Annotated in this window: 18 protein-coding genes; 1 reads left to right on the forward strand and 17 read right to left on the reverse strand. The window is 59.9% G+C overall.

The annotated features are described in order from the left end of the window. Window positions 1-29: 29 nt before the first annotated feature. From L6R21_04880 to L6R21_04960, 17 genes are all read right to left on the reverse strand, one after another. Window positions 30-2,201 carry an exodeoxyribonuclease V subunit gamma gene (locus L6R21_04880; protein ID MCK6558511.1) on the reverse strand — a complete coding sequence of 724 codons (2,172 nt, stop codon included), beginning with the start codon at window positions 2,199-2,201 and terminating at the stop codon, window positions 30-32. A 56-nt stretch (window positions 2,202-2,257) separates the two neighbouring features. Beyond that, window positions 2,258-3,316 carry an endolytic transglycosylase MltG gene (gene mltG, locus L6R21_04885; protein MCK6558512.1) on the reverse strand — a complete coding sequence of 353 codons (1,059 nt, stop codon included), beginning with the start codon at window positions 3,314-3,316 and terminating at the stop codon, window positions 2,258-2,260. 253 nt (window positions 3,317-3,569) lie between these two features. After that, window positions 3,570-4,334, reverse strand: a complete 765-nt coding sequence (locus tag L6R21_04890; GenBank protein ID MCK6558513.1) for a CPBP family intramembrane metalloprotease — start codon at window positions 4,332-4,334, stop codon at window positions 3,570-3,572. Between the two features lie 361 nt (window positions 4,335-4,695). Continuing rightward, window positions 4,696-5,214: a hypothetical protein gene (locus tag L6R21_04895; GenBank protein MCK6558514.1), complete on the reverse strand. Its 519-nt coding sequence runs from the start codon at window positions 5,212-5,214 to the stop codon at window positions 4,696-4,698. A 264-nt stretch (window positions 5,215-5,478) separates the two neighbouring features. Next, window positions 5,479-6,405 carry a sugar ABC transporter permease gene (locus L6R21_04900; protein ID MCK6558515.1) on the reverse strand — a complete coding sequence of 309 codons (927 nt, stop codon included), beginning with the start codon at window positions 6,403-6,405 and terminating at the stop codon, window positions 5,479-5,481. Window positions 6,406-6,593: 188 nt separating this feature from the next. Further along, window positions 6,594-7,496 (reverse strand): sugar ABC transporter permease, encoded by a 903-nt coding sequence (locus L6R21_04905; protein ID MCK6558516.1) that lies wholly within the window; start codon window positions 7,494-7,496, stop codon window positions 6,594-6,596. Between the two features lie 106 nt (window positions 7,497-7,602). Further along, window positions 7,603-8,844, reverse strand: a complete 1,242-nt coding sequence (locus L6R21_04910) for an extracellular solute-binding protein (protein MCK6558517.1) — start codon at window positions 8,842-8,844, stop codon at window positions 7,603-7,605. A gap of 269 nt (window positions 8,845-9,113) precedes the next feature. Then, complete coding sequence (locus L6R21_04915; GenBank protein ID MCK6558518.1) at window positions 9,114-10,385, reverse strand: tetratricopeptide repeat protein; 1,272 nt, start codon at window positions 10,383-10,385, stop codon at window positions 9,114-9,116. Between the two features lie 748 nt (window positions 10,386-11,133). Further along, a complete protein-coding gene (locus L6R21_04920; protein MCK6558519.1) occupies window positions 11,134-12,573 on the reverse strand; it encodes a tetratricopeptide repeat protein in 1,440 nt (479 codons plus the stop codon). Window positions 12,574-12,661: 88 nt separating this feature from the next. Beyond that, complete coding sequence (locus tag L6R21_04925; protein ID MCK6558520.1) at window positions 12,662-13,996, reverse strand: tetratricopeptide repeat protein; 1,335 nt, start codon at window positions 13,994-13,996, stop codon at window positions 12,662-12,664. 44 nt (window positions 13,997-14,040) lie between these two features. Beyond that, on the reverse strand, window positions 14,041-14,610 hold the full coding sequence (locus tag L6R21_04930; GenBank protein MCK6558521.1) for a hypothetical protein: 570 nt from the start codon (window positions 14,608-14,610) through the stop codon (window positions 14,041-14,043). Between the two features lie 11 nt (window positions 14,611-14,621). Continuing rightward, a complete protein-coding gene (gene aroB, locus L6R21_04935; GenBank protein ID MCK6558522.1) occupies window positions 14,622-15,743 on the reverse strand; it encodes a 3-dehydroquinate synthase in 1,122 nt (373 codons plus the stop codon). Between the two features lie 137 nt (window positions 15,744-15,880). Continuing rightward, on the reverse strand, window positions 15,881-16,561 hold the full coding sequence (locus L6R21_04940) for a rhomboid family intramembrane serine protease (GenBank protein MCK6558523.1): 681 nt from the start codon (window positions 16,559-16,561) through the stop codon (window positions 15,881-15,883). Between the two features lie 107 nt (window positions 16,562-16,668). After that, on the reverse strand, window positions 16,669-19,062 hold the full coding sequence (locus tag L6R21_04945) for a M23 family metallopeptidase (GenBank protein MCK6558524.1): 2,394 nt from the start codon (window positions 19,060-19,062) through the stop codon (window positions 16,669-16,671). Then, complete coding sequence (locus tag L6R21_04950) at window positions 19,059-19,835, reverse strand: glycerophosphodiester phosphodiesterase (GenBank protein MCK6558525.1); 777 nt, start codon at window positions 19,833-19,835, stop codon at window positions 19,059-19,061. Before L6R21_04950 ends, L6R21_04945 begins: the two co-directional genes overlap by 4 nt. Before the next feature lie 36 nt (window positions 19,836-19,871). Beyond that, on the reverse strand, window positions 19,872-21,194 hold the full coding sequence (locus L6R21_04955; protein ID MCK6558526.1) for a glycosyltransferase: 1,323 nt from the start codon (window positions 21,192-21,194) through the stop codon (window positions 19,872-19,874). Then, window positions 21,151-22,674, reverse strand: a complete 1,524-nt coding sequence (locus L6R21_04960) for an oligosaccharide flippase family protein (GenBank protein MCK6558527.1) — start codon at window positions 22,672-22,674, stop codon at window positions 21,151-21,153. The genes L6R21_04955 and L6R21_04960 overlap by 44 nt, the downstream gene beginning before the upstream one ends. A gap of 167 nt (window positions 22,675-22,841) precedes the next feature. On the opposite strand from L6R21_04960, the gene L6R21_04965 reads away from it, so the two are divergent. Beyond that, window positions 22,842-23,582: a hypothetical protein gene (locus tag L6R21_04965; GenBank protein MCK6558528.1), complete on the forward strand. Its 741-nt coding sequence runs from the start codon at window positions 22,842-22,844 to the stop codon at window positions 23,580-23,582. Window positions 23,583-23,712 lie beyond the last annotated feature (130 nt).

Consider the following 23,712-nt stretch of genomic DNA (forward strand, 5'->3'; position numbering starts at 1 on the left):
AACCGGGGCAGCGGCAGGCCACGGCTGCCTCAAATGAGGCGCAGATTGCCGTACTTCACCAGAATCTTTTTCTGGCCGGCATCATCGAAATGAACGGTGACTTTCATGTTGTCACCGCTGCCGTCCACCGAGATGATGCGGCCCCGGCCAAAGGAGGCATGCACCACCCAGCGGCCGGGCCGCACCATGCCGGTCTCCTGCGATTCATCTTCATAAACCGGCATGCTGACATCGGGTTCCGGCTCTTCTTCATAATCATAAAAACGCTGTCGCCGCACCACGGCGTTACGGAAGAAGCGTTCATCCAACTCTTCGAGAAAGCGCGAGGGGTAGCACTGCGCCGCCGGGCTGCCATAGCGCGAGCGCGCCTGGCTGTAGGACAGGTAGAGTTTTTCCTGCGCGCGCGTCGCGCCGACGTAGAACAGCCGGCGTTCTTCCTCGAGATCCGATTCGTTTTCATCGTCGCTGCCGCGCAGCAGCGGAAACAGGCCTTCTTCCAGCCCGGAGATGAACACGATGGGAAACTCCAGGCCCTTGGCGCTGTGCAGCGTCATCAAGGTGACGGCGTTGCCCTTGGTATCCCAGTTGTCGATGTCGGTGATCAAGGCGACGCGTTCGAGAAAGCCGTCGAGGGTGGCGCCCGGCGTCTGTGCGGTGTACTCGTTGATCGCCAGCAGCAACTCGCGGATGTTCTCGATGCGGTCGCGCTCGTCCTCCTGTTTGAGTTGCTGAATCAGGTGGAGATCGTCGACCAGCGCATTGCACCATTCCGGCAGCGAGAGCTTGTCCTTGAGTTGCATGTATTTTTGAATGAAGCGATGGAATTCGAGAATCTTGTTGCGCAATCCGGCGGTGAGGCCGCTAATCTCGCCGGCCCGTTCGACGGCCTGAAAGAGCGTGAGGCGGTTGGTTTGCGCGAACTGCTCCAGCTTGTTGACCGTGGCTTCGCCGAGGCCGCGCAGGGGGAAGTTGATCACGCGGCGCAGACTGACGCTGTCCGCCGGATTGGCGATCAGGCGCAGGTAGGCGAGAATGTCCTTGACTTCCTTGCGTTCATAGAAGCGCAGGCCGCCGACGATGAGGTAGGGAATGCCGTTGCGGCGCAACACGTCTTCAATCAACCGGGATTGCGCATTGGTGCGGTAGAGAATGGCGAAATCGCGAAAGCTGCGGTGATAATTGCGGCCGTCGCCGTTTTGCCGGCCAAATTCCTCGCGAATCTTGTCGTGAATGGTCTCGGCTTCGTGAAATTCGTTGAAGGCGCCGAGCACGATCACGCGTTCGCCCTCTTCGCGCCGCGTCCACAACTGCTTGGGCATGCGGTTCTTGTTGTTCACGATCACCGAATGGGCCGCGGCCAGGATGTTGGCGGTGGAACGATAGTTCTGCTCCAGCCGGAAGATTTTGCACTCCGGGTAATCACTCTCGAAGTTCAGAATGTTGCGCAGGTCGGCGCCGCGCCAGCGGTAGATGGATTGATCATCGTCACCCACGACGAACAGGCAGCGCCGTTCGCCCGCCAGCGCCTTGAGCCAGAGGTATTGCGCGCGGTTGGTGTCTTGAAACTCGTCCACCAGCAGATAGTGAAAACGGTTGCGGTAATTCTGCAAAATCTCGGGAAATTTCTCGAACAACTCCAGCGGCTTGATCGGGAGATCATCGAAATCCATCGCATTGTTTTCGCGCAGCCGGTGCTGATAGACTTCATACACCCGCGCGATCACTTCTTCCTGCTGCGAGGCCCGGTGAAAATCGAAGTAATTCTCGGGGCGAATGAAGGCATTCTTGGCGCGCGAGATGCGATGGCGGGCCTGGCTGGCGTTGAGATGCTCGGCCGGCACCGTCATCTCCTCCAGCAGCCGGCGCAAGAGCGCAGTTTGATCTTCGGTGTCATAGATGGTGAATTGGCGCGTGTATCCCAGGCGGTCGGCATCAATGCGCAACAGCCGCGCGCAGAGGCTGTGAAAGGTGCCGAGCCACAAGCGGCCGGTGCTATCACGGTGGCCGGCCAGGCTGGCCAGCAAGCGTTGCACGCGTTCGCGCATTTCCTGTGCCGCTTTGTTGGTGAAGGTTACCGCCAGCAGGTTTTCCGCCGGCACCAGGCCCTGCTGCATCAAAAAAGCGAGGCGATGCGTGAGCACGCGCGTCTTGCCGCTGCCGGCGCCGGCCAGCACCAGCACCGGCCCCAATTCGGTTTGCACCGCCCGGCGCTGTTCTTCATTGAGAGATTGCAGGAGCGGTGAGAGCTTTGCTTCTTTCAGGGGACGGCCCTCCTCTCCTGCGCCGATTGCGCTTGCTTTTGTTCGCGCCGCACCCGTGCGCGCACGCGGTCAAAATCAGCCTTGGCATTGAGGTGTTGCTGCAAGGTATAACTGAAAACGTGCGAGCCGTCACCGCGCGCGACGAAGTAGAGATACCCCTCGTCTGCCGGCTTTGCCGCCGCGCGAATGGAGGCAATGCCGGGATTGTTCACCGGCCCCGGCGGCAGGCCCGCATACAAGTAGGTATTGTAAGGCGAATCGATCTCCAAATCCCGAAACAAGAGGCGGCGGGGCGGCCCGGGCAAAATGTATTGAATGGTAGGATCGGCCTGCAGTCGCATGCCGGCGCGCAAGCGGTTGTGATACACCGCGGAGATGGTGGCGCGCTCGCTGTCGATCACGGCTTCCCCTTCGATAATGGAGGCCAGGGTGACGATTTCGTGCAATGACAAGCCGCTGGCCGCGATGTCTGCGCGCAGGGTGTCATCCAAACGGCGCTGGAACTCGCGCACCAGCATCGCGACCACCTCGCGTGGAGTCGCGCCCCAATAGAAATGATAGGTGTCGGGATAGAGATAGCCCTCCAGGCCGGGCGCCGCAACGCCGAGCGTCCGCGCCAGCGCGGTGTCGGCCACTGCCTGCAAAAACTCCTGCGAATTCAAGGCGAGCGCACGCGCCAAAATGGCGGCGAACTCCTCCGCTGTTTTTCCCTCGGGCAGCGTCACCCGTTCCTCCATGCTTTTGCCTGAGCGCAGCAAGCGTAACAGCTCTTTGAGCGAAAGTCCCGGCGTGAGCGCATATTTGCCGGCTTTCAGCGGCAGGTGGCGGTCGATCAGCCGGGCGGCGAACAGAAACTGATCGCGGTCGGGGATGATGCCCTCACGCTGCAGACTGTCGGCAATCTGGTGCAGGCGCATGCCGCGTTGAATGATGAAGTAGGGCTTCGGCACAGGGTCGGGAACGACCGGCGTCACGAGTTGGAGGTAGAGATAGGCAGCGAGGGCTGCAGCGCCCAACAGCAGCACGCCAGACAACCACAACAGAACCTTCTTCATATCGATATGTTCAATCCCTGCATGCAAGTCGAATGATCAACCGCCCCGGCTGCGGTGCTTGATTGCGCGCGGCGCCCGCAGTCTTCCCTGCCCGCGCTCACTCTCTTCCCTTTGGTCGCCAGTGCCGCCTGGAGCAATTTGGCTTTGGTTTGGAAGTCCTGCCGCGTTGCGGAGCACAGATACAGCCGCGAATTTGCCGGCGTTGACTGCGGCCACGAAGGGCCGAGACTGCAAAAACTAACGTAACAGCGCCTTAGCCGCCGTGTGAGCGCAGGATCAAAAACAGATCATAGAAGGCGTGCGTGTAAACCACCACGCCGATGCCGCGCCAACTGAAAATCGCGCCGAGCAAAAGACCGGCATAGAAGCGGTGCACGAAAGCCAGCGTCGAGAAGGGTTCCTTTCCCAGAAAGTGAAACCCGGAAAACAGCGCGGCAGAAACCACCAGCGCCAGCACTTGATGGACGTAGGGTTTGGCCGGCAGCACCTTGCGGGTAAACCACAAGGTGAAACTGAAAATGCCGAGGCGAAACAACAACTCTTCATAGATGCCGGCGCCGAGCGCCAGCGCCATTTTCGCGGGGAGCGCCACCGCTTTGTCGCCCAGCAGGCTCCACAGAAACTTGATGGTGATGGATTTCGTGGTCACGAGATTCATCAGCCAACTGAACAGCACGGCGTAGGCCAGGCTTTCCAGAATCGCGAAGGGGAAATAGGGCGGTTTGATTTGCAGCAGATTCTGTTTGCGCGCCTGCCAGAAGGCCAGTCCCAGCAAAATACCGAAGGCGATCCACGGCATCCAAAACTGATACAGCCCCATGAACCAGAGCGTGCGCTTGATCATCGCCTCCGCGCGGTTCTGGATGATGACGGTTTGCTCGTTGTAGATCGCGGCGCTGCTGGTTTCGTAGATGATGAGCAGCAGCAAGACCATGAGCAGCCCGAAGAAACACGAGCGGCTGATCTTGTGATAGTCCCGCAACCCTTGCGGCAGTTTTTCCGTCCAGGCGGCTGGCATGCCTCAACTCGCGGCGCGCACAGTAAGCGGAACAAAAAAAAGGCCGGCCGCAGATTGCGCCAGCGCTGACACCCTCACTACAACCTCCCGATCCATGGTCTGTCCTTCCTCCGCAGCCTTCTGCCACCGAACGGGCGGCACGAGCAGTGTTTGTTACGAAACCGTCAAAGATAGACAACCACCCTAGAAATGTCAACTAGATTCTGGCCCGTAAAATGGCTCGGATTCAGTTGCGGCACCGCGCTTTGGCTTTCCCTTCACCCCGGCCGGAGAATTTGCTCCGCCGTGGCCGCGCGCTTGCAGCCGCGGCCAAACCAACCGGACATTCAGAGAGGCGACGGCAACAAGCCGCAAGCAGCTTTCAGGAAAATTTGACTTCGTTGGAATTGACGCCGGGCAATTCCAGCGGCGCGGCGGCTTCATCCGATTCCACGATGCGCAGACCTTTGGAAGCCACCATCTTGCGCCATTTGCCCTCCATCTCGACGGGGACGCGCAGCCGCAACCGCGGCCAGCGCCGGCGGGTGAGAATCGCATAGGTTTGACCGCCACTGAGATGCCGGATCGCCACCACGTTGGCCCAATGCGTGAGCAGGGCGGTCATCATGATGCCGCGGGTGTTGACTTTGACCACCGGCACGGCGCAGAACACATACGTGCCGATCAGCAGCAGCAGCAGATAGACCGGGCGGGATTGCAGGAGAAAAAGCGAGAGCATGGTGAGAAAGTTGAGCAGAGCCAACCCGTAATAGAGACCGGCATCCGCGCGCTTCCACACGATGTGTTTGTCCCGTTCGCGGTAAAGCCAGAACAGCCGCAGCACCACGAAATAGCCATAACAGACAACGAGTATCCAGACCAGATACTCCACGAGAATCATGATCCTGCCTCCGCTGTTATCCTGCCAGAATCCCGGGAAGAATGCGGCTCAGTGCCGGGTTACTCACGAGGTCCCGCAGGATGGCCGGTCAAATGGGCCCGCCAAACCAATTGAAGAAACAACTCCGCAGTGGCCTGTCACCTTGGGTTGTGGAAGTCGTCTCGCGATATGTCATTCAGACGAATCTTGTGAAATACCCGGACTCTTCACAGGATCCTTGCAGGAAGACAGCGATGGTAATTTACCTTTCAAGGTAATAGCCCACTAGCCCTTCACGCTTCCCAACGTCAACCCCGAAATCAGCCAACGGCTCAGGAATAGAAACAGCGTCACCACCGGAATGCAGACCAACACGGCGCCGGCGGCGTAAAGCCCCCATTGTGTTTCGAAATTCGATTGAAACTGCTTCAAGCCGATCGGCAGGGTGTAGAGTGCTCTGTCGTTGATGATCACCGCGGCCACCAGGTATTCGCTCCACGCCGCCATGAAGCTGAACAGCGCCGTAATCACCAGCGCCGGCATCGCCAGCGGCAGCACGATTTGGTAGAACGTGCGAAACTGGCTGCAGCCGTCGATGCGGGCGGCCTCTTCCAGGCTGTAGGGCACGGTGTCGTAGTATCCCTTCATCTGCCAGATGCAAAACGGCAGCGCGGTGGCAGAGTAGGCGATAATCAATCCCCAATAGGTGTTGTAGACTTTGAGCTTGATCAACATGAGAAAGAGCGGCAACAGCAGCATGGTCACCGGAAACATCTGCGTAGTGATCAAGGCGATCAGGCTGCCATCGCGACCGATGAATTTGTAGCGCGAGAAGGCATAGCCCGCGGTGCTGGCCAGCGCCACGCTCAAGGCCGTTACCAGAAACGAGACCAGCGTGCTGTTGAGCAGCCAGCCCATGAACGGCTTTTCGCGGGTGAGCGCGCGATAGGCGCCGAGCAAACCGCCGCGCTCCCAGCCCGCAGCGACTTTTTCACGCACCGGCTGATCGATCGCGATCAGCGTGCGGTAGGAAGCGAGCGAGGCGTCCGGCGGAATCAGGCGCAGCGAAGTCGTGTGCAGCATGTCATTGGGCCGCAGCGACACGCCAATCACCTGCAAAATGGGATACACCGCGAACGCGGTCACCACCAGCAGAATGGCATAAATCAAGACGTAAGTGGTGAGGGAAGTGGTTTTCTCAAACTTCGGCATGTGATCGCTCCGGGCGATGGGGCACGGTTGGATGGGCAACCATGCCGGTCTAGTCGGGAGGGAATCTCCCTCGCATGAGTTGGCGAACGCTGAGGATCGACCGGATCGACAGGATTGCCTGAGTTTGATCGCAATTCAGACGGAATCATCCATTTACGCAATCCGGTGAATCATGCAAATCCTGCCGATCAGTACACGGCCTCCGTGGCTTTCGTCTGCCGGATGAAACGGATGCCGAACGCCAGCAGAATACCGAAGATCACCAGCGACAAAGCGGCGGCATAGCCGTAGCGGTAGTAATTGAACACCTGGCGATACACGAAGGAAACCAGAATATGCGTCGAATCCGCGGGTTTGCCGCCGTCGCTCACCAGCCAGATGACGTTAAAGTTGTTGAACGTCCAAATCACGCCGAGCGTGATGGCCGGCACCATCACCGGTTTCAGCAGCGGCGCGGTGATGGTCCAGAATTGCTGCCAGGCGCTGGCGCCATCCACGTCCGCGGCCTCATAGAGCTCGCGCGGAATCGACTGCAGGCCGCCGAGCGCGATCACCATCATGAAGGGAAAACCCAGCCAGATGTTGGTGAGAGTGGCCGCGGTATAGGCCCAGAACGGATCGGACAGCCACTGCACCGGCGCGAGATTGAAAACTTGCTGCATGATGAGGTTGATCGCGCCGAATTCATAATTGAACATGCCGCGCCAGGTCAACGCGGTGATATATTGCGGCACCGCCCAGGGCAGAATGAGCAGCGTGCGAAAGAGCGCGCGCCCGGGCAGCGGGCGGTTGAGCAGCAAGGCGAGAAACACGCCGATGGTGACGTGAAAGAACAAGTTCACCGCCGTCCACAGCAGGGTCTTGAGAAACAAAACATAGAACAGTGGCTCGGTGAACACCTTGCGGTATTGTTCCAGGCCGACAAATCGCCAATCCAGAAAATGCGACAGGCTCATGTTGGAAAAGGAAATGACGATGTTGTAGAGGAACGGGTAGAGCACGACGAAACCCAGCACGAGAAAGGAAGGCAGGATGTACAAATACGCGAGCCGGTTTTCGCGGAAGTTCTGGGCAAGGGCCGTGGCGTTCACATATTCTCCATCATGAGAGCAAGTTTTTTGCCGGCCGGCGGGAGCACGCGGCCGCGCGGCTGAAGCCAGCCCGCGATCGTGACCATCACAAATAAACCGCAGCGTCTCAGTCGGCAAACATTTCCCGAATCAGCTTTTCGGCGTCGGTCTGCATTTTGAGCGCGGCCTGCTCCGGCGTGAGCCGGCCGTTGAGCAGGCTTTGATACGCCGGCCGCATGGCGTCCCAGATGGCACGCATCTCCGGAGCAATGGGCATGGGCCGGCCCACGCTGAGTTGATCCTGCGAGCTGAGCAACAACGGATCTTTCACAAAGATGGAATCACGCCGGGCTTCCTGGCGCGAGGGGATGGCGCGCAGCGCATAGGTGTAACGCAACACGTTCTCCGGCGCGGTGAGAAAGCGCAAGAGCTGGATCGCCTTGGCACGGCGCTCGCCGGTGAGATTGGCGTTCAGGCAATAGCCGGTGGCGGAAACCATCGGCGTCGGCCACAAGCCGGTTTCGGAGACTTGCGGAATGCGCGCCAGGCCAATGTCCACGCCAGCATCAATGTACCCGCCCCAGCTCCACGGGCCGTTGATCACCATCGCGGCCTTGCCCTGCTTGAAGAGCTGATTGGCGAGATCGAGATCGCATTCAAACGGCACGATCTTGCGCTCGCGCAGCAGCGTGATGAATTTTGAGGCGCGAATCGTGGCTTCGGTATTGAGCGTGGGCCGCGCCTGGTCGTCCATCACCCAGCCGCCGTAGCCGCCCAAAAACGGGATGAAAAAAAACGGCTCGACAAAATTCCACGCCAGCGCATAGGTGTCATACTTGCCGTCGCCATTGAGATCGCGCGAGAGCCGGCTGCCGATCTCCAGCAACTCTGCGGTGGTGCGCGGCGGCACGGGCAGAATCTTCTTGTTATAAACCAGCGTGAGATGATTGCCGATGCGATCGGCCAGCAAGTAAAGATGGCCCTGATAACGCACCAGCGCCATGGGATCGAAGTTGGCAAGCTCTTCCGCGTGCAGCAGGCTGTCATAGGGCTGGATCAACCCCATCACGTGCAGGGGGCCGACCATATCCGCGGGGCCGTACACCAAGTCCGGGCCGCTGCCCCCCAAGCCGGCGATGATGTAGTTGCTGCGCAATTCTTCGGTTTCATAATAGATCTGCTTGGCGAGCAACCCGGGATTTTCCCGGCTGAACTTGGCCAGCAGCGAATCCAACACCACGCGGCCGGGCGCAAAATCCTGCGTCCAAATGATCAACTCGTTCGGATCCTGGCGCGAGCCGCCAAAAGCCAGGTAGAGCATGCCGGCAAACAGAAGGCCCAGAGCCAGGGCGATCGCAAGCTTTCGCATGAGATATGCTTTTTGATAGATGTGGCTATTCTGCAAAAAAAGTTGCGGCAATATAATAAGGCAAGTTCTAATCTGCAAGCCTCAACACTGAGAGGAAGAAATTGCCGGGCAGGAATGCGGGGTGAGGGTTGGCAACTGCCGCCTCGAAGATTGGGCAGCGCCGGGCAGATGGTGCATCCGGGCGAGCGAGGCGGTTGCGGGCGTTGGAAATCACCGCGGGAGGCCTGCGTTTTTGCAGGACGCAGGCGCGAAGATGCGCAGACTGCGCTTCACATCCTGGCAAGCAGCTCCTGCGCCTGCGAAGTCAGCCGGCCGTCGGGAAAGTCGCGCAGCAAACGCTGCAGCGCCGCGCGTGCTTCCTCGGGGCGCTGCAACTGCACCAAGCTGTTGCCGAGAATGAACAGCGCGTCTTCCTGCCGGGCCGAGCGCGAGAATTGCAGCACCCGCTGGCAGGCTGCGGCCGCCGCCGCGTAATTCTGCTGTTCATACTGCGCCTTGGCGAGCCAGTAGTGGCAATTGCTGATCAACACATGCGAAGGAAAGATTTCGATCAGCTCGGTGAACTGCTGCACCGCTTTCGCATAGCGCCGGGCATAGATGCTCTGCAAGGCCTGTTCGTAGGCGCCGGCGAAGCTTGCAGGCCGCGATGCGGCTGTACCGGCCGCAGATTTTCCCATTTCGTTGCCGGCAGCCGGACGAGTCGAGGCTTTTGAGGGTGAGGTGCCGGCACGTTTCCGCGGCGCAGAAGAAGCGGTTGCTGCATTGCGGCGCTCAGCCGTTGCCGGCACGCTGCGGGGCGCAGGTGAGGCCGCTGCCACAGGCGCGCGCGCGGCGGCCTCGGCGCGGCTGGTGCGCCGCTGTTCCGTGAATAGATCGGGCACCGCCGGCGTACCGCCTCGGAAAAAGGAAACACCGAAGCGAACACCGATAAAGGCGTCGTGGCGGCCGCTGGCAACCGCGTCGAGATGATCACTCGCCTGAAAATGATAAATCAGGCTGGCGTGCCACAGCATGTGTGCCTGCGGCTGCCAGCGCGCGCCGGCACCAACCAGGAGGTTGCCGGCATGCAAACGCTTTGACCCGGAGACGCGAAAGTTGAGATAACCGGCGCCGGTCAAAAGATAGGGCCGAAACCGCTGCTGACTGGTCAATTCATAATCGAACCACAGCTCGCTGCTCACCATTTGCGTGCGGAGAGAGGTGATCGTGCTGTAGGCGGGATACTTCAGGCTGAGGCGAAATGGCAGGGTGGCATAGCCCAGCGACAAACCCAGGCCGGTGCGCGAGGACAAGCGGTGCTCCAACGAGCCCGCCAGAGCGAGGCCATAGCCGGCTTGCGTAATGCGGCCGGTTGCTGCGGCGCCGGTGGCGGCAGAGATCAACCGGGCCTCGCGTTGAGGGCCGGTGAACCGCTGCGTTCCAAAACTGAAGCCATAGAGCCAGCGGCCGCTGAGTTGCTGGCTGCGGGCAGCCGTCGCGCCCAAAATCAGCGCGGCACAACCGAGGGCTGCGAGCAGGCGGTATTTCGACGTCCTTGTCATTGCACCGATATCATCCTGATGGAGAGAGCTGCGGTAGTGACTCGCGGCCAGCAGACGCAGGAATGTCATGCTGGCCGGAGATCAGACCTTTCAAATCAATTTGGCTAGTCCTACTTCCTCCAGCTCTCGCACTTGAGAGAAAAGGAAGAAAGCGGATCGAAAGAATGCCTGAAACTCCCCTCGCTCGAATGCAGAGGGAAGACGGCGCCTTCAAAGTGAAATTCTTGCATCAAAAGCAGAGAAGTATTGCCGTCTGATCGAGACAACCCAACTGATGCAAATCTTTTCCGTCGGTTGGGTAGTTTCGATCAGTAGGCGGTTTTCTTTGAATCGCGGTTTGTTCGAATTACGGAGTCAGTTTTCCAACGTCACTTTGTCAAGCCTGTGTCTGCGCAAAAACGTTTCAGTCTCGGCTGAGCTGAGGTTTTCCAGATGCCGAGTGTCGCCGATGCAACGGTCATGCCGCGGCAGGAACTCTCTGACCAAAAAGCTGAAATCGTTCCAACCTCGGCTGAGCCAAGGTTTCTAAAACTGCGAGTGGCGTGGCAACTCCGAAAATTCTGATGCAACGGCCAAGCCGTTGCAGGAACACTGCTGCCAAAAAGCTGAAAACGTTCCAACCTCGGCTGAGCCGAGGTTTCTAAAACTGCGAGTGGCGTGGCAACTCTGAAAATTCTGATGCAACGGCCAAGCCGTTGCAGGAGCATCTTCTCGAAAGTCCGCGATTTCGGACGGACACGAGCCAGGCTCAGAGTTTCGCCAGCATTTCCTCCGCAGTACCGACGAATTCGCTGCTGGGATACTCCTGGATCAATTGGTTGAACACGCGGCGCGCTTCCTCGGTGCGATTGAGCTGCAAATAACTGCGCCCCAGCATGAGCAGCGCGTTGTCCTTCTTGAGGGAAAGCGAAGCGCGCAACACCTGGTTGAACGATTCGATCGCCGCCTGATAGCTGCCGAGATTGAAATAAGCCTCCCCGCTCCAATAGTGGCAATGGCTTGCCAGGGCGTGCGTGGGAAAGCGTGATACCAGCATCGCAAAGACTTCGATCGCTTCCTGATACCGTTTCGCGGTCAACAGGCTCAGGCCCTGTTCATAAGCCAGCGAGAAGCTTGCGCTCGAGCCTTTCGCGGCGGTGGCCGGCGTGCCGCCCAGTGGCGGGGCGCTGCGGCCGGCGGAGAGGCCGCCGTTGGCGCTGCCGCTTTGCAGCGATTGCAAACGAAGCGCGCGATCCGACAGGGTTTCCTGCAGCGAGGAAATCTCCCGCTCCTTCAACTCGATGCCCTGGGTCAATTCATCGGCCAATGATTTGAGACGAATGTACTCCTCCATATCCGGCGGCTCGCCGCCGGCGACACCGCCGGACTCCGCACTGCCGCTGCCGGCGCCAAACGGATCCGACTGCGTGTCATCACCAAAGGCCGGATCCTGATCGTTTTCGGAATCAAACGGGGACATGCCTTCCTGGCCGAAGAGATCTTCATCGGGCGTCTGGGCGCGTGGCTGGCCGCCAAAAAGGTACCGCACACCCAACTGACCTTCCACCACCAAAAAGTTGGCGTCCTTCTGGTTGATGTAGGCCTGCAGTTGAATCGGATCAGAGATCTTGATCTTGTTGAGGCCGCTGGTATCCTGGCGGCCCTTGAGAATGCCGTGCAAGCGCGCCAGGCCGGTCAAAGCAAACCGTTCGCTGAGGTGATAATCAACCCCGAGCGCGCCGCTCAGGGAAGGGCTTAAACGGCTGCGGATGCGCTGGCCATTGGCGAAAGTGCTGACGCTGGTGCCGCGCAAATCGCGCACGTCCCAAAAGATGAAGCCGGCGCCGCCATTGACAAACGGTGCGAAGCGCTGGCTCTGGAAGGGGTAATAGTAGATATTGCCGGTGATCGCGATGAGATTGGTCTTAAAGGGAAGGGAATTTCCCGAATTGAACATGCTGCCGGTGCCTTTCCAGGCCCGCACCCAGCCGCCCGCGCCCTCCACGCCCAGGGCGATGCGGTCGGTGAGGGTATAGCGGGTGGAAATCCCCACCCATTGCTCGACGGTCGAGTAATCGACGTTGTCGCCCGCCATCTTGATTGGGCCGCCCAAGATCCCGATGGAATACTGCCCAACGGTACCCTGCGCCCAAGCTCCCGCGGCGGCGACGCCCACCAGCACCAGCGCAGCTCTCAGAATACTTCGCATATAGTTATCTCCATATAGCCTGATGATATGAACCCGGTCCTTGGTATCCCTCACGAAGCCAATTCACGATCATCGCTGGTGGTCATGGTCAGATTTTTTCGCGCAAGGCGACTGCTTGGGCCACAAACTCGCTGCGGGGAAATTCCTGAATGAGACGGTTGAATGCCTGGCGGGCGTCCTCGCGGCGATTGAGCCTGGTGTAACATTGCCCCAGCATCAGCAAGGCGTCGTCCCGCTTCAGGGATTTGGGGAATTCGAGTACGCGCTCGAAGTCGGCGATGGCCGTTTGATAACTTTCGGCGCGGTATTGCGCTTCGCCCCGCCAGTAGTAGCAATTGCTCGCGAGGCTGTGGTTGGGAAACTGGCTGATCAGAATGGAGAATTTCTCCACCGCTTCCGCGTATTGTTTGCGATGAAAGCTGGCGAGCGCGTCTTCGTAGGCGCGCGAGAAGCTGCTGGTGCCGGCGGTTGGCGACGGCAGCGGCGCCGCCGCGGCTTTCGGCTTCTTCTTGATATCTTTTTCCAGGGTCATGGCTTGTTCGCGCTTGGAAACGAGCGCCGTTTGCAGCGAGGAGATTTCGTTCTCCTTGCTGCTGATGGCCTGGTTGATTTCTTCGACCAGCGACTTCAGGCGGATGTATTCCTGCATGTCTGCCTGATCACTGCCGTCGGCGGCCGGCGCGCCTTCCAACTCGGCCAGACGCCCTTCCAAATCGCCCTCGGACTCCAACGCCTCCAGCGGTGATTGCCCGGCCTCGCCTTCATCGAATTGTTCGAGCACGCCGAACGTCTCGTCCAGCGGGCTGTCCATGGCGGTGCGGCCGAGGAATTTGGTGATGCCGAAGCGCGCGCTGGCAAACGTGTCACGTCCGCCTTTCTGGGTGTCGAGGTTCTGGCTGGTGGTGTAATGAAAGGCGCCGTTGATATTCAACGCCACGGTGGGAGAGACCATGTAGCGCAGGCCCGCGCCCATGATCGCAGCGGCGTCATTGAAGCGCTTGGTGGGGGAATTCTGGCCGCGCGGTTTGAAGCCCTCGTAGCTGAAGCCACCGGCGCCCAGCATGACATAGGGATGAACCTTGCCGGTGTTGAGGATCTCATAATCCAGCAGCAGATTGCCGTAAAGCAGCGAAGACTTGAGCGTGAGCGATTGCCGTGCGCCGGTCGAAGTGAAGCCGGCGAAATTGAAGGGCAACGTGGCATAGCCCAGGGTCAGGCCGGCGCCCAAGCGGCTGGAGAAGCGGTTTCCCAGCATGCCTTCGAGGCCGAGGCCCAAACCCGAGCGTTTGTCATAGCTCACCAGTTTCTGCGTGCCCCCGGCAAATCCGAAGAGCAAACCTTTCGGCAGGCTCTGCGCGCTGGCCGCGCCGAAGAAAACGCTGCCGGCAGCGGCGAGAATGAGGCTGAAGCATGTCCGTCTCATGACAACTCTCCTGAGTAGTTTGCGTCCTTGCAGACAGCCGCGGGTCAGGGTTCCGGTTTCGAAACCCTGGTCACTGCATTGGTGGGATCGTGGACGATGCCCAGGAACGGCTGCAACTCAACAGGGATGACTTCCTTGATCGTGATGTTCTGATTTGAGTAAAGGTTATAGGCTTTGACCAGCTCTTCCATTTTGTCCCGCAGCGGGGCGATGGAGCGGTGATCCCGCCCTTGTTCCACTTCACGCCGCAGGGAGATGATGGCGTCGCCGATTTGTTCGAAATAGTAGTTCTGCATGGACTGGCTGATCAAGCCTTCGACCGACGCATCGACGTCCTTCTCTTTGTCCGCCAGCTTCTTCAGGGTATTCTTCAGGTGAAAGAGATTGAGCTCCTTGACGAGCTGCCGTTCGAGGCCGAGGTAGACGAACAGCGCCGGATGCTTCTTGTAATACTCCGTCTTGAGGGCGACGGTTGACAGCAGATACTGTTCGACGAGCGTCCGTTCTTCCTGGGTCAATTTACGATGGCTGGCATAGCGCAAGGCATTGGCGTCGGCATTGTATTCCACTCGTATCATCAAATCGGCAAAAGTGAAATAAAAGAGCTCGTTCATGGTGGTTTCTTTCAGGTGGCAGTGGCGGCCACTCCTTCCTGTTTGAAAGTTTCCCAAGCATGGCGAATGGCCTCCGGCAAGCTGCCCGCCTCCCACTCCGCAGTCAGCACGGCGGCTCCCAGTTTCTGCAACATGACCATCCGAACGGCGCCGGCGGTGGCCTTCTTGTCCCGCGCCATCAGATACTCTAATTCGTCCATAGAAATACCGCCAGAATGTATGCTTAGCGGAATGCTGCGCAAGAATTTCTCAAAGCGGATGAAGTCCGCGGCCGGCAGATAATGTGACGCTCGCGCAATATCTGCCTCCGCCAGCATGCCCAGCCAAACCGCCTCGCCGTGGCGCAGGGACTGGAACGCGGTGGCCGCTTCGAGCGCATGGCCGATGGTGTGTCCAAAATTTAACAAACCGCGCACACCGGCTTCACGCTCATCGCGGCTGACGATGGTGCTCTTGATTTCGCAACTGCGCCGGATGACCTCGACCAGCACCTTGGGGTCGAGTGCGAGAATTGCGGCGAGATTGGCGGCGAGCTCATCAAAATAAACGGCGTCCCAAATTGCGGCGTGCTTGACGATCTCCGCCAGCCCGGCCACCACCTCACGCTGCGGCAGCGTCACCAACGTGGCAGGATCGATGAGCACCAGCCGGGGCTGGTGGATCGCGCCGATCATGTTTTTTCCCAGGCGGTGATTGACACCCACCTTGCCGCCAATGCTGGCGTCCACTTGTGCCAGCAGAGTGGTGGGCGCCTGCACCAACGGAATGCCGCGCATGTAACTGGCAGCGACAAACCCGGCAAGATCGCCGACCACGCCGCCGCCGAGCGCAAGCATCACAGTCTGGCGATCACACTTGAGCTCGAGCATGCGGCTGATGATCTGCTCGAACGTTGCAAGCGTCTTGTGTGCCTCGCCGGCGGGAATGACGATCTTCTCCGCCGCCAGCCCGGCCTGGCGCAGACTGTGGATCACCGGTTCACTGTAGTGAACCTCCACATTCTCATCGGTAACGACTACAAAACGCGAACCAATGCCGCTCTGCAAAATTACATTTCCGCAGGCGGAAAGCAATCCCGCGGCAATGACGATGGGATAGCGGCGGGCTTCCAATTCGACGTGCAGTGTTATCATGGTGATCTGCTTCAGGAAAGGAGGTTAACGCAGGGAAACAAATGACGGTGGGTTTCGCTTGCCAGGCCAACAGCAGCGCGGCAAGATCAGGCAAGGGTCACAGGTGATTGCAAAAGACTCTGAGCCGGACAGCCTTCTCATTCACGAATGAATTCCCTCTCTCCCAGAAGACGTTCTGCGCGGCGGCGCCGGGAAAGACAGAAAGGCCACACCAGGACAATGCCGGCAGCAAATCCGCCGAGATGGGCAAACCACGCCACACCGCCGGCACTGTCATAGGTGAGGCGATACACAATCTGCCAGCCGAGCCAGAGCATCATGTAAATCAACGCCGGCAGGCGCAGCAACACCAGAGGCGCGAAGAAGAGGATGGTGCGGCGGGGATAAAGCACGAGATAGGCGCCCATCACCGCGCTGATGGCGCCGCTTGCGCCGATCATGGGATTTGTGCAGTCGGCCACAGCCAAGACATGAACCATGCCGGCGATCAATCCGCCGAGCAGATAGAAGGCGAAATAGCGCAGGTGTCCCATGGCCACTTCGATATTGTCCCCGAAGATCGCCAGCGACAGCATGTTGAACGCCACGTGCGCCGTGTGAGCGGCGTTGTGCACGAACATGGCGGTGAGCACGCTCAATAAATTCTCCCCTTGTAGAATCTGCTGGGGCACTGCGCCGTATTCCTTGATGAACTGACGGTCTGCGCCGCTGCCCAACAACGCGTTCAGATAAAAAAACACGACCAGGTTCGTGACGATGAACACGTAGTTGATGATCGGCAAGCCGTAGCTGGGATTGTCGTCTTTCAGCGGAATCACGAGGCCTCCCGCGTCCGGATGAAAAAAATGGGTGTAATTCCGCGTGTCAGGATGACAGTGATGGTGGCCATGCTTTTCAGGGCAACGGAACACTCGTGCCGGTGGCGCTAACGCACTCTGAACTGGATTTCCCGCCGTGTCACATTGCCGCACTGATCGCGGGCTTGCACGGCGAGCGCGTGCGTGCCGGGCGCTAGGCTGGTTTTGGGTTGATACCAAATCTGCTTGGCTTCCGGATCATACTCGGCGATCACCTTCACGCCATCGAGCCGGAACTCGAGGCTGCGCTCCGACTCGAAACCGGAGATGCTGTCATCGACCGTGACCACGAATTTTGGACGGCGATCGGTCACGACGCCGCCGGGTGCGGGATAGCGCACGATTACGATCGGCGGCACGTCATCGCGGATCAACGTGTAATCGCGCAGGCTGTAGACCTTCGCCGATACCGTGCGCTCGCGCAGGTTCAGCTTATTGTCGAGAAACTGCCAGCCTTTCTCGCTGCGCGTGGCAACGCCAAGCTGCTCGGGCTTGGCCAGCGAGTCAGGAAAGCCGAGTTCAACCGTGGCGCCGTTGTCCAGCGGCACCTCCTGCGGGGCGACGCGATAGACTGCGCCCAGCGGCCCGGCACTGCTGGGATCCACTTCGACACGGCCGTAGATCGGCCAGTAAACCGAGGTAGAATTGAAATGCACGCGCAGCTTGCCGTCCGCGGCGCGCAGCGTGGCCGTCTGCCGCGGCCGGATGGCAACATTGGCAAAACGTTCCCGCCACCAAGTGTTCTCGCCGGAGGCGCTGCTTGCGGTTGCCTCCAGCGTGACGGAATCAGCGGCGAGATCGGCCAGCGGTACGACGCCCACGTAACGATCGGCCTCCGGCGTGATCAACCGCGGCGTCACCTCGCGATCATTGGCGGTGAGCGTCAACTGCGGCGGTTCGCGCAAAACGCGCGTGGCCGAAATCTCCACGCGCAAAAACTGCGGCTGAAAATCTTTGCGCACGGTGAGTTGAAACGGCGTTGCGCCCGCCGCTGCGGCGTTGGTGGTCAGGTAGAACGGCAGTGAAGGCAGGCCGTTTTGATCCGTGGCCACGAACCGCACCACTGCCGCACCTTGATGATGCACAAAAACATCCGGCTCCTCGGCGGGCACCGGTGCAAACTCCGGCGAAAACGGCGTGCCGGCGTAGGCTTCACCGCCCGTGATTTCCCATGCCAGCGCGCTGTCCGTGGGATCGATCTGGCGGTATACCGCCGCCAACTCACGCCATTGAGTGCCGCCGACCAGAACCGCCGCAGCCACTTCCTTCACTTCGTGCGGCGGGGAGAGTGATTTCACCGTGCAGATGATTCGATTCGGCTGCTGCTCACGCGCCGTCACCGTGATGGTGAACTGCGGCACGACCACCAGCTTGCCGCTCACGGTCCGGGCATTGCCATAGTAGTCTTCGGCCACCACACGAAAATCGTGTTCGCCCAAAGCCAGGCCGGGCGCATCGGCAACTGTGAATGCGGGAGACAGCAAACCATCAGAGTCAGACAAGCCGGCGAGACCGCTGGCAGCCGGCCCGGCGAGCACGGCGCCGGCGTGGGCGTTGAGATGCGTGTAGATGGCCAGCGTATTCGCCGGATCGCGAAAGAGGCGGTGCATGCGGCCCTGGCCTTGTTGATTCAGGGCGAAATCCTGCACCAGTTCGATGAGTTTGTTCTCTTCAAACGAGAGGCGGTCGAATTGTGATTGAAACTGCAGGCTGTCATCGACGAAGAGCTGGTAGCGATAGACGCCGAATTGATTGTGAACGCCGGAAACGCGGTCGAACGCCGCCACCGCCAGGCCGACGCGGCCGGCAACGCGAATCGGCTGTGGAATGACAAAGCGGCCATTGGCGTTGACCGGTCGAAAGACTTGGGGAAGAAAATCGCCGTCGATGAGCGCGCCCGGCGTGAGCGGCGTCACGGCGAGGCCGGTGACCGTGGGCGCCACTTGATCGAGCACGGGGAAATTGCGGCTAAGCGGATTGGTGGGCCGGCCGTGGCGGTCGCGAATCTCGAAATGCAGATGCGGCACACCGATGCCGGTGTCGCCGGTGTAGCCGATGACTTCTCCTTGTTTCACCGGCAGCATGCCGGGACGAAAGGAGACATCGAGGCGAAATTCGCCGGCCGCCTCTTGTTGGCGTTCCGCCACGGCCTGCAGCGCAGTGTTGAAGCGCTCGAGATGTGCATAGACGGCCACTTCGCCGGTATCGAGGCGAAGGTACAGGGCGCGGCCGTAGCCGAACGGTGAGACCACCATGCGCTCGATGTAACCGCTGCGCGTGGCGATTGCCTGATAACCGGTTTTGTTCCACGTTTTGACATCGATGCCGGCATGAAAACGCCGCGGCCGCGATTCGCCGAAAGAAGAAGTGAGATAGCGGCTGGCATTGGTCGGCCAGACATACTCCTGCGCCCAGCCGCTGCCGGCGAGCATCGTCAAACCCAAAGTTAGAAGCATTTTCATGAATACATCTTCCTGCCCAGAAGTTGGCTCAATTCCCGTGGCTCGTCGGTGATGATGCCGTCCACGCCGAGTTCAATCAATGGACGAAACTGCCTGCGATCATTGGCGCCCCACACCAGCAAATACAGCCCACGCTCACGCGCGGCGCGCAGGAAACGGGCGCTGAGCGCCTTGAAGTGCACATGCAAACCCTTCACGCCGGTGACGCGGCTGACCGGCGGACCGGTGCGGCCGTGCAGGCGATGCCCGGTCAGGATCAGGCCGGTGGGCACCTCGGGCGCGAGCGCGGCCAGCTTGCGCAGAATCAGCGGATTGAAAGAAGACAGGACGCACTTGTGGGCCGTATCGTAGCGATAGAGCAGCTCGATGAGCCCCGCGAGTTTGCGCGTCTGAATGTTGGACATGGCCTTGACTTCGATGTTCATCAACAAGCGGCCGTGCCCCATTTCCAGCACATCTGCCAGGGTGGGAACCGGCTCGCTGCGAAAAGCCTCGCCGAACTTGATGCCGGCATCGAGGCGGCGGAGCTTTTCGAGCGAAGTCATGCGGATGTAGCCGCGGCCGTTGGTGGTCCGGCTCAAGCGCTGGTCGTGAAAAACCACCCAGTCGTGTGAGCGGCACAGGCGCACGTCGAACTCGATGCCGTCGGCGCCGTGTGCCAGCGCAGTGGTAAAAGCGGCCAGGGTGTTTTCCGGGGCACAAGTGCGCGCCCCCCGATGCGCGATGTTCAGCGGCCGGCCTTCGCGCAGGCGGTGCAGAAACAAATTCTTCATGGAAGTCAAAGATAGCAGCACGCGACAAAAATACAATCAGAAACTTGCCCGGTTTTGATCGAGGCCGCGCAAAATTTCGGCGAGGCGTTGCGCCTGACGCTGGCGCGAGAATTCCAGGGGCGCGGCCGGTGCCGGGCTTGCCTCGGCTGCGCAAAACTCCTTGTAGAAGGCCAGCAGCGCCCGAGCAATGGCATCGAGCGCTTCGAAGTCGCAATGCCGGCTGCGCGCGTGCTGCAACAGAAAGTGCACGCCTTCAATCTTTTCGCCGATCAGCAGGATCGGTTTGCCGGCGGCGAGATATTCAAAAGTTTTGCTGGGAATGATGGTCGGGCCGGTGCCGGGATTGGCAAGAAACACCAGCACATCCGCGGCCTGCATTTCAGCAACGGCCTGCGCGTGCGGCAGATAGCCGGCGAGATCCACGAAGTCGTGCAGCCCCGCTGCCGCAATCCACTGGGGCAGGCAGCCGGTCAAGTCAGCGCCGACCAGGCGCAGGCGCACCGCCTGCGGCGTCAGCCCGGCGGTGTCGATAAAGGCGCGAAAGCCGGCCAGCAGCGGCCGCGGATCTTGTATCTGTGACAGGGCGCCGACATAGGAAACCTGAAAGCGATGGTCGTTGCGCTTCACCATCGGCGCGAAATCTTCGTGATCATAACCGTGCGGCAGGAAATGCGTGGTTTCCGGCGCGCGCTTGCCGGTTTGCTGCAACTGCACGGCGAGGCTCTGAGAGACCGCGGTCACCGCGTCTGCCGAGCGCACAATCACCTTCTCCAAAAAATTCTGCAGCGCGCGATGCAACCTGGTCGGCGCCTGGGGAAACTCCTCGCGCAGCCAGGTGTCGCGAAAATCACTGACCCAAACGACTTTTTGAAAACGCGCGAGCAACCAGCCGACGAAATGGCAGGAATGCGGCGGGCCGGACGTGACGACGTAGCGAATGCCCTGGCGCCGCACTTCACGCCGCGCGCGCCACCACGCAAACGGCAGCCACAGCACGCGCGGATCAGGCAGCAAGAACCAATACAGCAAACCTCCCATGCCACCGCGACCGGAGGGGCGCGGCGCCGCACCGCCACCTAACAAATGCAACACGCGCGCCGGATCAAGCGAGCCGGTGCGCAGAATCGTGGTTTCCGGTATCTCAGCCAGCAAGCTGGGATCAGAAGCATAATAGGCAACCGGCTTGACCGTGACCACGCTGACTTGCCACCCCTCGCGCGCAAGATACTTGCACCATTTGGCTACGCGCAAGGTGCCGGCCATGCCCAACGGCGGAAAGTAGTAGGCAAGAAAGAGTACGTGCGGCTTGCGGTCATTAGACGCGGCCGCCGGTTTCTTGGGGGTTGATTTTTTCTGCAACACTTTTATCCTTTTCGATGACCCTGGCGGTCGGCCGGCGGGCCACCACCCGTTTGAACGCCCGCCACTCCTGCGGCTCGAAGAATCCCACTGCCGCCAGCGCGAGCGGAAAGAGCAGCAGCAAACCGGCGCGCCACCACAAGCCCGGCGCGGCCAGCGCATGCACCCCGTAAAGCACAGCCGTCACCAGCACGATTTTGGCGAGGCGCATGCGTTCGTACGCGATAAAGTACAGCCGTTGCGAAATCAAGTAGGACAGCAGCGTCATCACAGCGTAGGCAGCCACCGTGGCCCAGGCCGCGCCGGCCATGCCGAAAAGCGGAATGAGCAAGAGATTGGCGCCCGCGTTGACGAACAGGCTGGCGCCGGTGATGAGGGGAAAATAGGCCGTCTTCTCCTGCAGCGTGATGCCGGCCAGAAAATTTTGCGCCACGCCATAGAGCCAGTAGGCGAGCATCACGATCGGCACGATGAACATGCCGCTCCAATACGCTTCGCCGAACAAATGAAACGAGCCCAAGCGCAGGCGCACGATCTCATCGAGAAAAAGACTCATGGCAAGAAAGATCACGGCGCAAACGAACATGAAATACGTCAACACGCGGGCAAACACGGCTTTCGCGCCGGCGTCCTCGGCGGTGTTCATGAAAAATGGCACCCAGGCAAAGCGGAAAGCGGTGACGAGCAGGCTCATCAACAAACCCAGGCGGTAGCCGGCGCTGTAGATGCCGACCGTCTGCAGATCCGTCAGCAGGCGGAGCAAGAAGCGGTCAAGCTGATCGATGGCGACCACCGCCAGCGTCGAGGGCAGGAAGGGCAATCCGAAACGCAGCAGTGTGATCAGCGTGCTTCGGTCGAGGGCGGGCATGAGATGGCGCAGGGTGAGCGGCAGCACCAGCGCGCAGGACAGCAGCGCAGCGATCAAATTGGCTTCGAAGATGCCGGCCAAGCCGCGGCCGAGGTTGATGAGGAAAATGTAATTGAGCAGGAAGCTCAGCGCGACGTTGGCAAAGCGTTGTGCGATGAACGGTACGGAACGCTCTTCCGCGCGCAAAAGTAAAAGAGGCAAAAACGCGAGGGCATCGCAGAACAGGCTGGCAGCAGCCAAGCGCACCAAGTGCGAATAGCCCGGCCGTTCGAACAGCCATTCGGCGATGGGCCGGGCGCCGGCCCACGCCGCGAGGGAAAGAAACGCAGCCACCAGGGTGATCGACCAAAACGCGGTGGCGAAGATGCGGCGCTTGTCCGCGGGGGTGCGGGCCAGGATGTAGTATCGCAGAAACGCCGAATCCAGGCCAAAGCCGTAGAGAATCGTCATCACCGCCATGCTGGAGAACAGCAGGCTGGCCATGCCGTAAAGATCGCTGGCCAAAACATTGGTGTGCAAAGGAATGAGCAGAAAGCCCAGGGAGCGGGCCAGCACGTGCCCGAGGCCATAAACGAGGGAGTGTTGCGTCAGCCTTTTGATGCTGGAGAACATGAGCGGAGCGCCGCAGCCCTGTCGATTTTACCGAACCATTCGCATCGGATAATTCACCCGGAGGAAAACAACGCCACCAGATTGCGGGCGCAATGTATCACCAGACAATTCCCGATTCAAGCGAATTCTCGAACCCAGACCGTCGGACCAACGCAGAGGTGACGCATATGATCCAAGCTCATGGTCGCAGAAAACTGAATCAGGAAGACTTGCGGTTCGTCGTCGCAACGCTGGGCCGCGCCGGCGAAAGGGAGGCCACGCTGCTCGAACTGCTGGCCGACCCGGATACCCGCGACGCGATGCTCGACCATCCCGTCCTCTTCGCCAAGCTGCGGGAAAAACGCCCAACCCCGCCGATTTCGATGTTTCTCTACTTCTATCTGCTCGGCCGGCAGGCGCTCAAGGAACACGGCATCGATGATCGCGCCACCACCGATTACCTCGCCAGCCTGCTGGCGGAGTTTGCACAGGGCAATCGCGCCTATCGCGTGCATCCGCAGGCGAAGAAGGAATATCACTATCTCGTCGATCTGATGAATGATCTGCTTTCTGCCAGCACCGAGGAGGCGTTCTATCTGCGCAGCCATCTGGGCAACTATGCGTTGTTCCTGACCGGTGTTTTTCCCGCCTTCATCTATCATCGCGCCAAGTATCATCCCCCCTCGCCCGACTTTTCGTACTATGAACAAGTCGGCAGCAGCAGTTTCCACCTCGCCGCGCAACACGCCATGGCGGAACGCTACCGTCTGAGCGGCATACTCGATTTGCTGGGCCGCGAATTCCGCAACGTGCGGCTGGCGCTCAATCATCTCGCCGATAATTATCTGCAGTTGGACCGCAATTCGGGCGCGACCGACAAGGTCATGCGCCGCGTCGATCATTTCATCGACCGGCAGCGCGGCAACTGAGCCGCGCGGTCGGGCCGCCCGCCCGCAGCGGTGAGTCACAGACGGAGGCCGGTTCACCCGAGGCGGCGAATCGAAAAATCGAATTCGAATTCCGCGCGCCGGGCAGGGAGAATTCATTGCGATCGGAATG

The sequence above is a fragment of the bacterium genome (genome assembly GCA_023150945.1).
GTDB lineage: Bacteria > Zhuqueibacterota > Zhuqueibacteria > Zhuqueibacterales > Zhuqueibacteraceae > Coneutiohabitans.

What these genes read in the sequence shown, in the direction of transcription:
- L6R21_04895 (MCK6558514.1), bottom strand. Translation starts at nt 5,214, where the DNA reads ATGATTCTCGTGGAGTATCTGGTCTGGATACTCGTTGTCTGTTATGGC.
- aroB (MCK6558522.1), bottom strand. Translation starts at nt 15,743, where the DNA reads ATGATAACACTGCACGTCGAATTGGAAGCCCGCCGCTATCCCATCGTC.
- L6R21_04890 (MCK6558513.1), bottom strand. Translation starts at nt 4,334, where the DNA reads ATGCCAGCCGCCTGGACGGAAAAACTGCCGCAAGGGTTGCGGGACTAT.
- L6R21_04930 (MCK6558521.1), bottom strand. Translation starts at nt 14,610, where the DNA reads ATGAACGAGCTCTTTTATTTCACTTTTGCCGATTTGATGATACGAGTG.
- L6R21_04900 (MCK6558515.1), bottom strand. Translation starts at nt 6,405, where the DNA reads ATGCCGAAGTTTGAGAAAACCACTTCCCTCACCACTTACGTCTTGATT.
- L6R21_04920 (MCK6558519.1), bottom strand. Translation starts at nt 12,573, where the DNA reads ATGCGAAGTATTCTGAGAGCTGCGCTGGTGCTGGTGGGCGTCGCCGCC.
- L6R21_04950 (MCK6558525.1), bottom strand. Translation starts at nt 19,835, where the DNA reads ATGAAGAATTTGTTTCTGCACCGCCTGCGCGAAGGCCGGCCGCTGAAC.
- L6R21_04915 (MCK6558518.1), bottom strand. Translation starts at nt 10,385, where the DNA reads ATGACAAGGACGTCGAAATACCGCCTGCTCGCAGCCCTCGGTTGTGCC.
- L6R21_04925 (MCK6558520.1), bottom strand. Translation starts at nt 13,996, where the DNA reads ATGAGACGGACATGCTTCAGCCTCATTCTCGCCGCTGCCGGCAGCGTT.
- L6R21_04960 (MCK6558527.1), bottom strand. Translation starts at nt 22,674, where the DNA reads ATGTTCTCCAGCATCAAAAGGCTGACGCAACACTCCCTCGTTTATGGC.
- mltG (MCK6558512.1), bottom strand. Translation starts at nt 3,316, where the DNA reads ATGAAGAAGGTTCTGTTGTGGTTGTCTGGCGTGCTGCTGTTGGGCGCT.
- L6R21_04910 (MCK6558517.1), bottom strand. Translation starts at nt 8,844, where the DNA reads ATGCGAAAGCTTGCGATCGCCCTGGCTCTGGGCCTTCTGTTTGCCGGC.
- L6R21_04965 (MCK6558528.1), top strand. Translation starts at nt 22,842, where the DNA reads ATGATCCAAGCTCATGGTCGCAGAAAACTGAATCAGGAAGACTTGCGG.
- L6R21_04945 (MCK6558524.1), bottom strand. Translation starts at nt 19,062, where the DNA reads ATGAAAATGCTTCTAACTTTGGGTTTGACGATGCTCGCCGGCAGCGGC.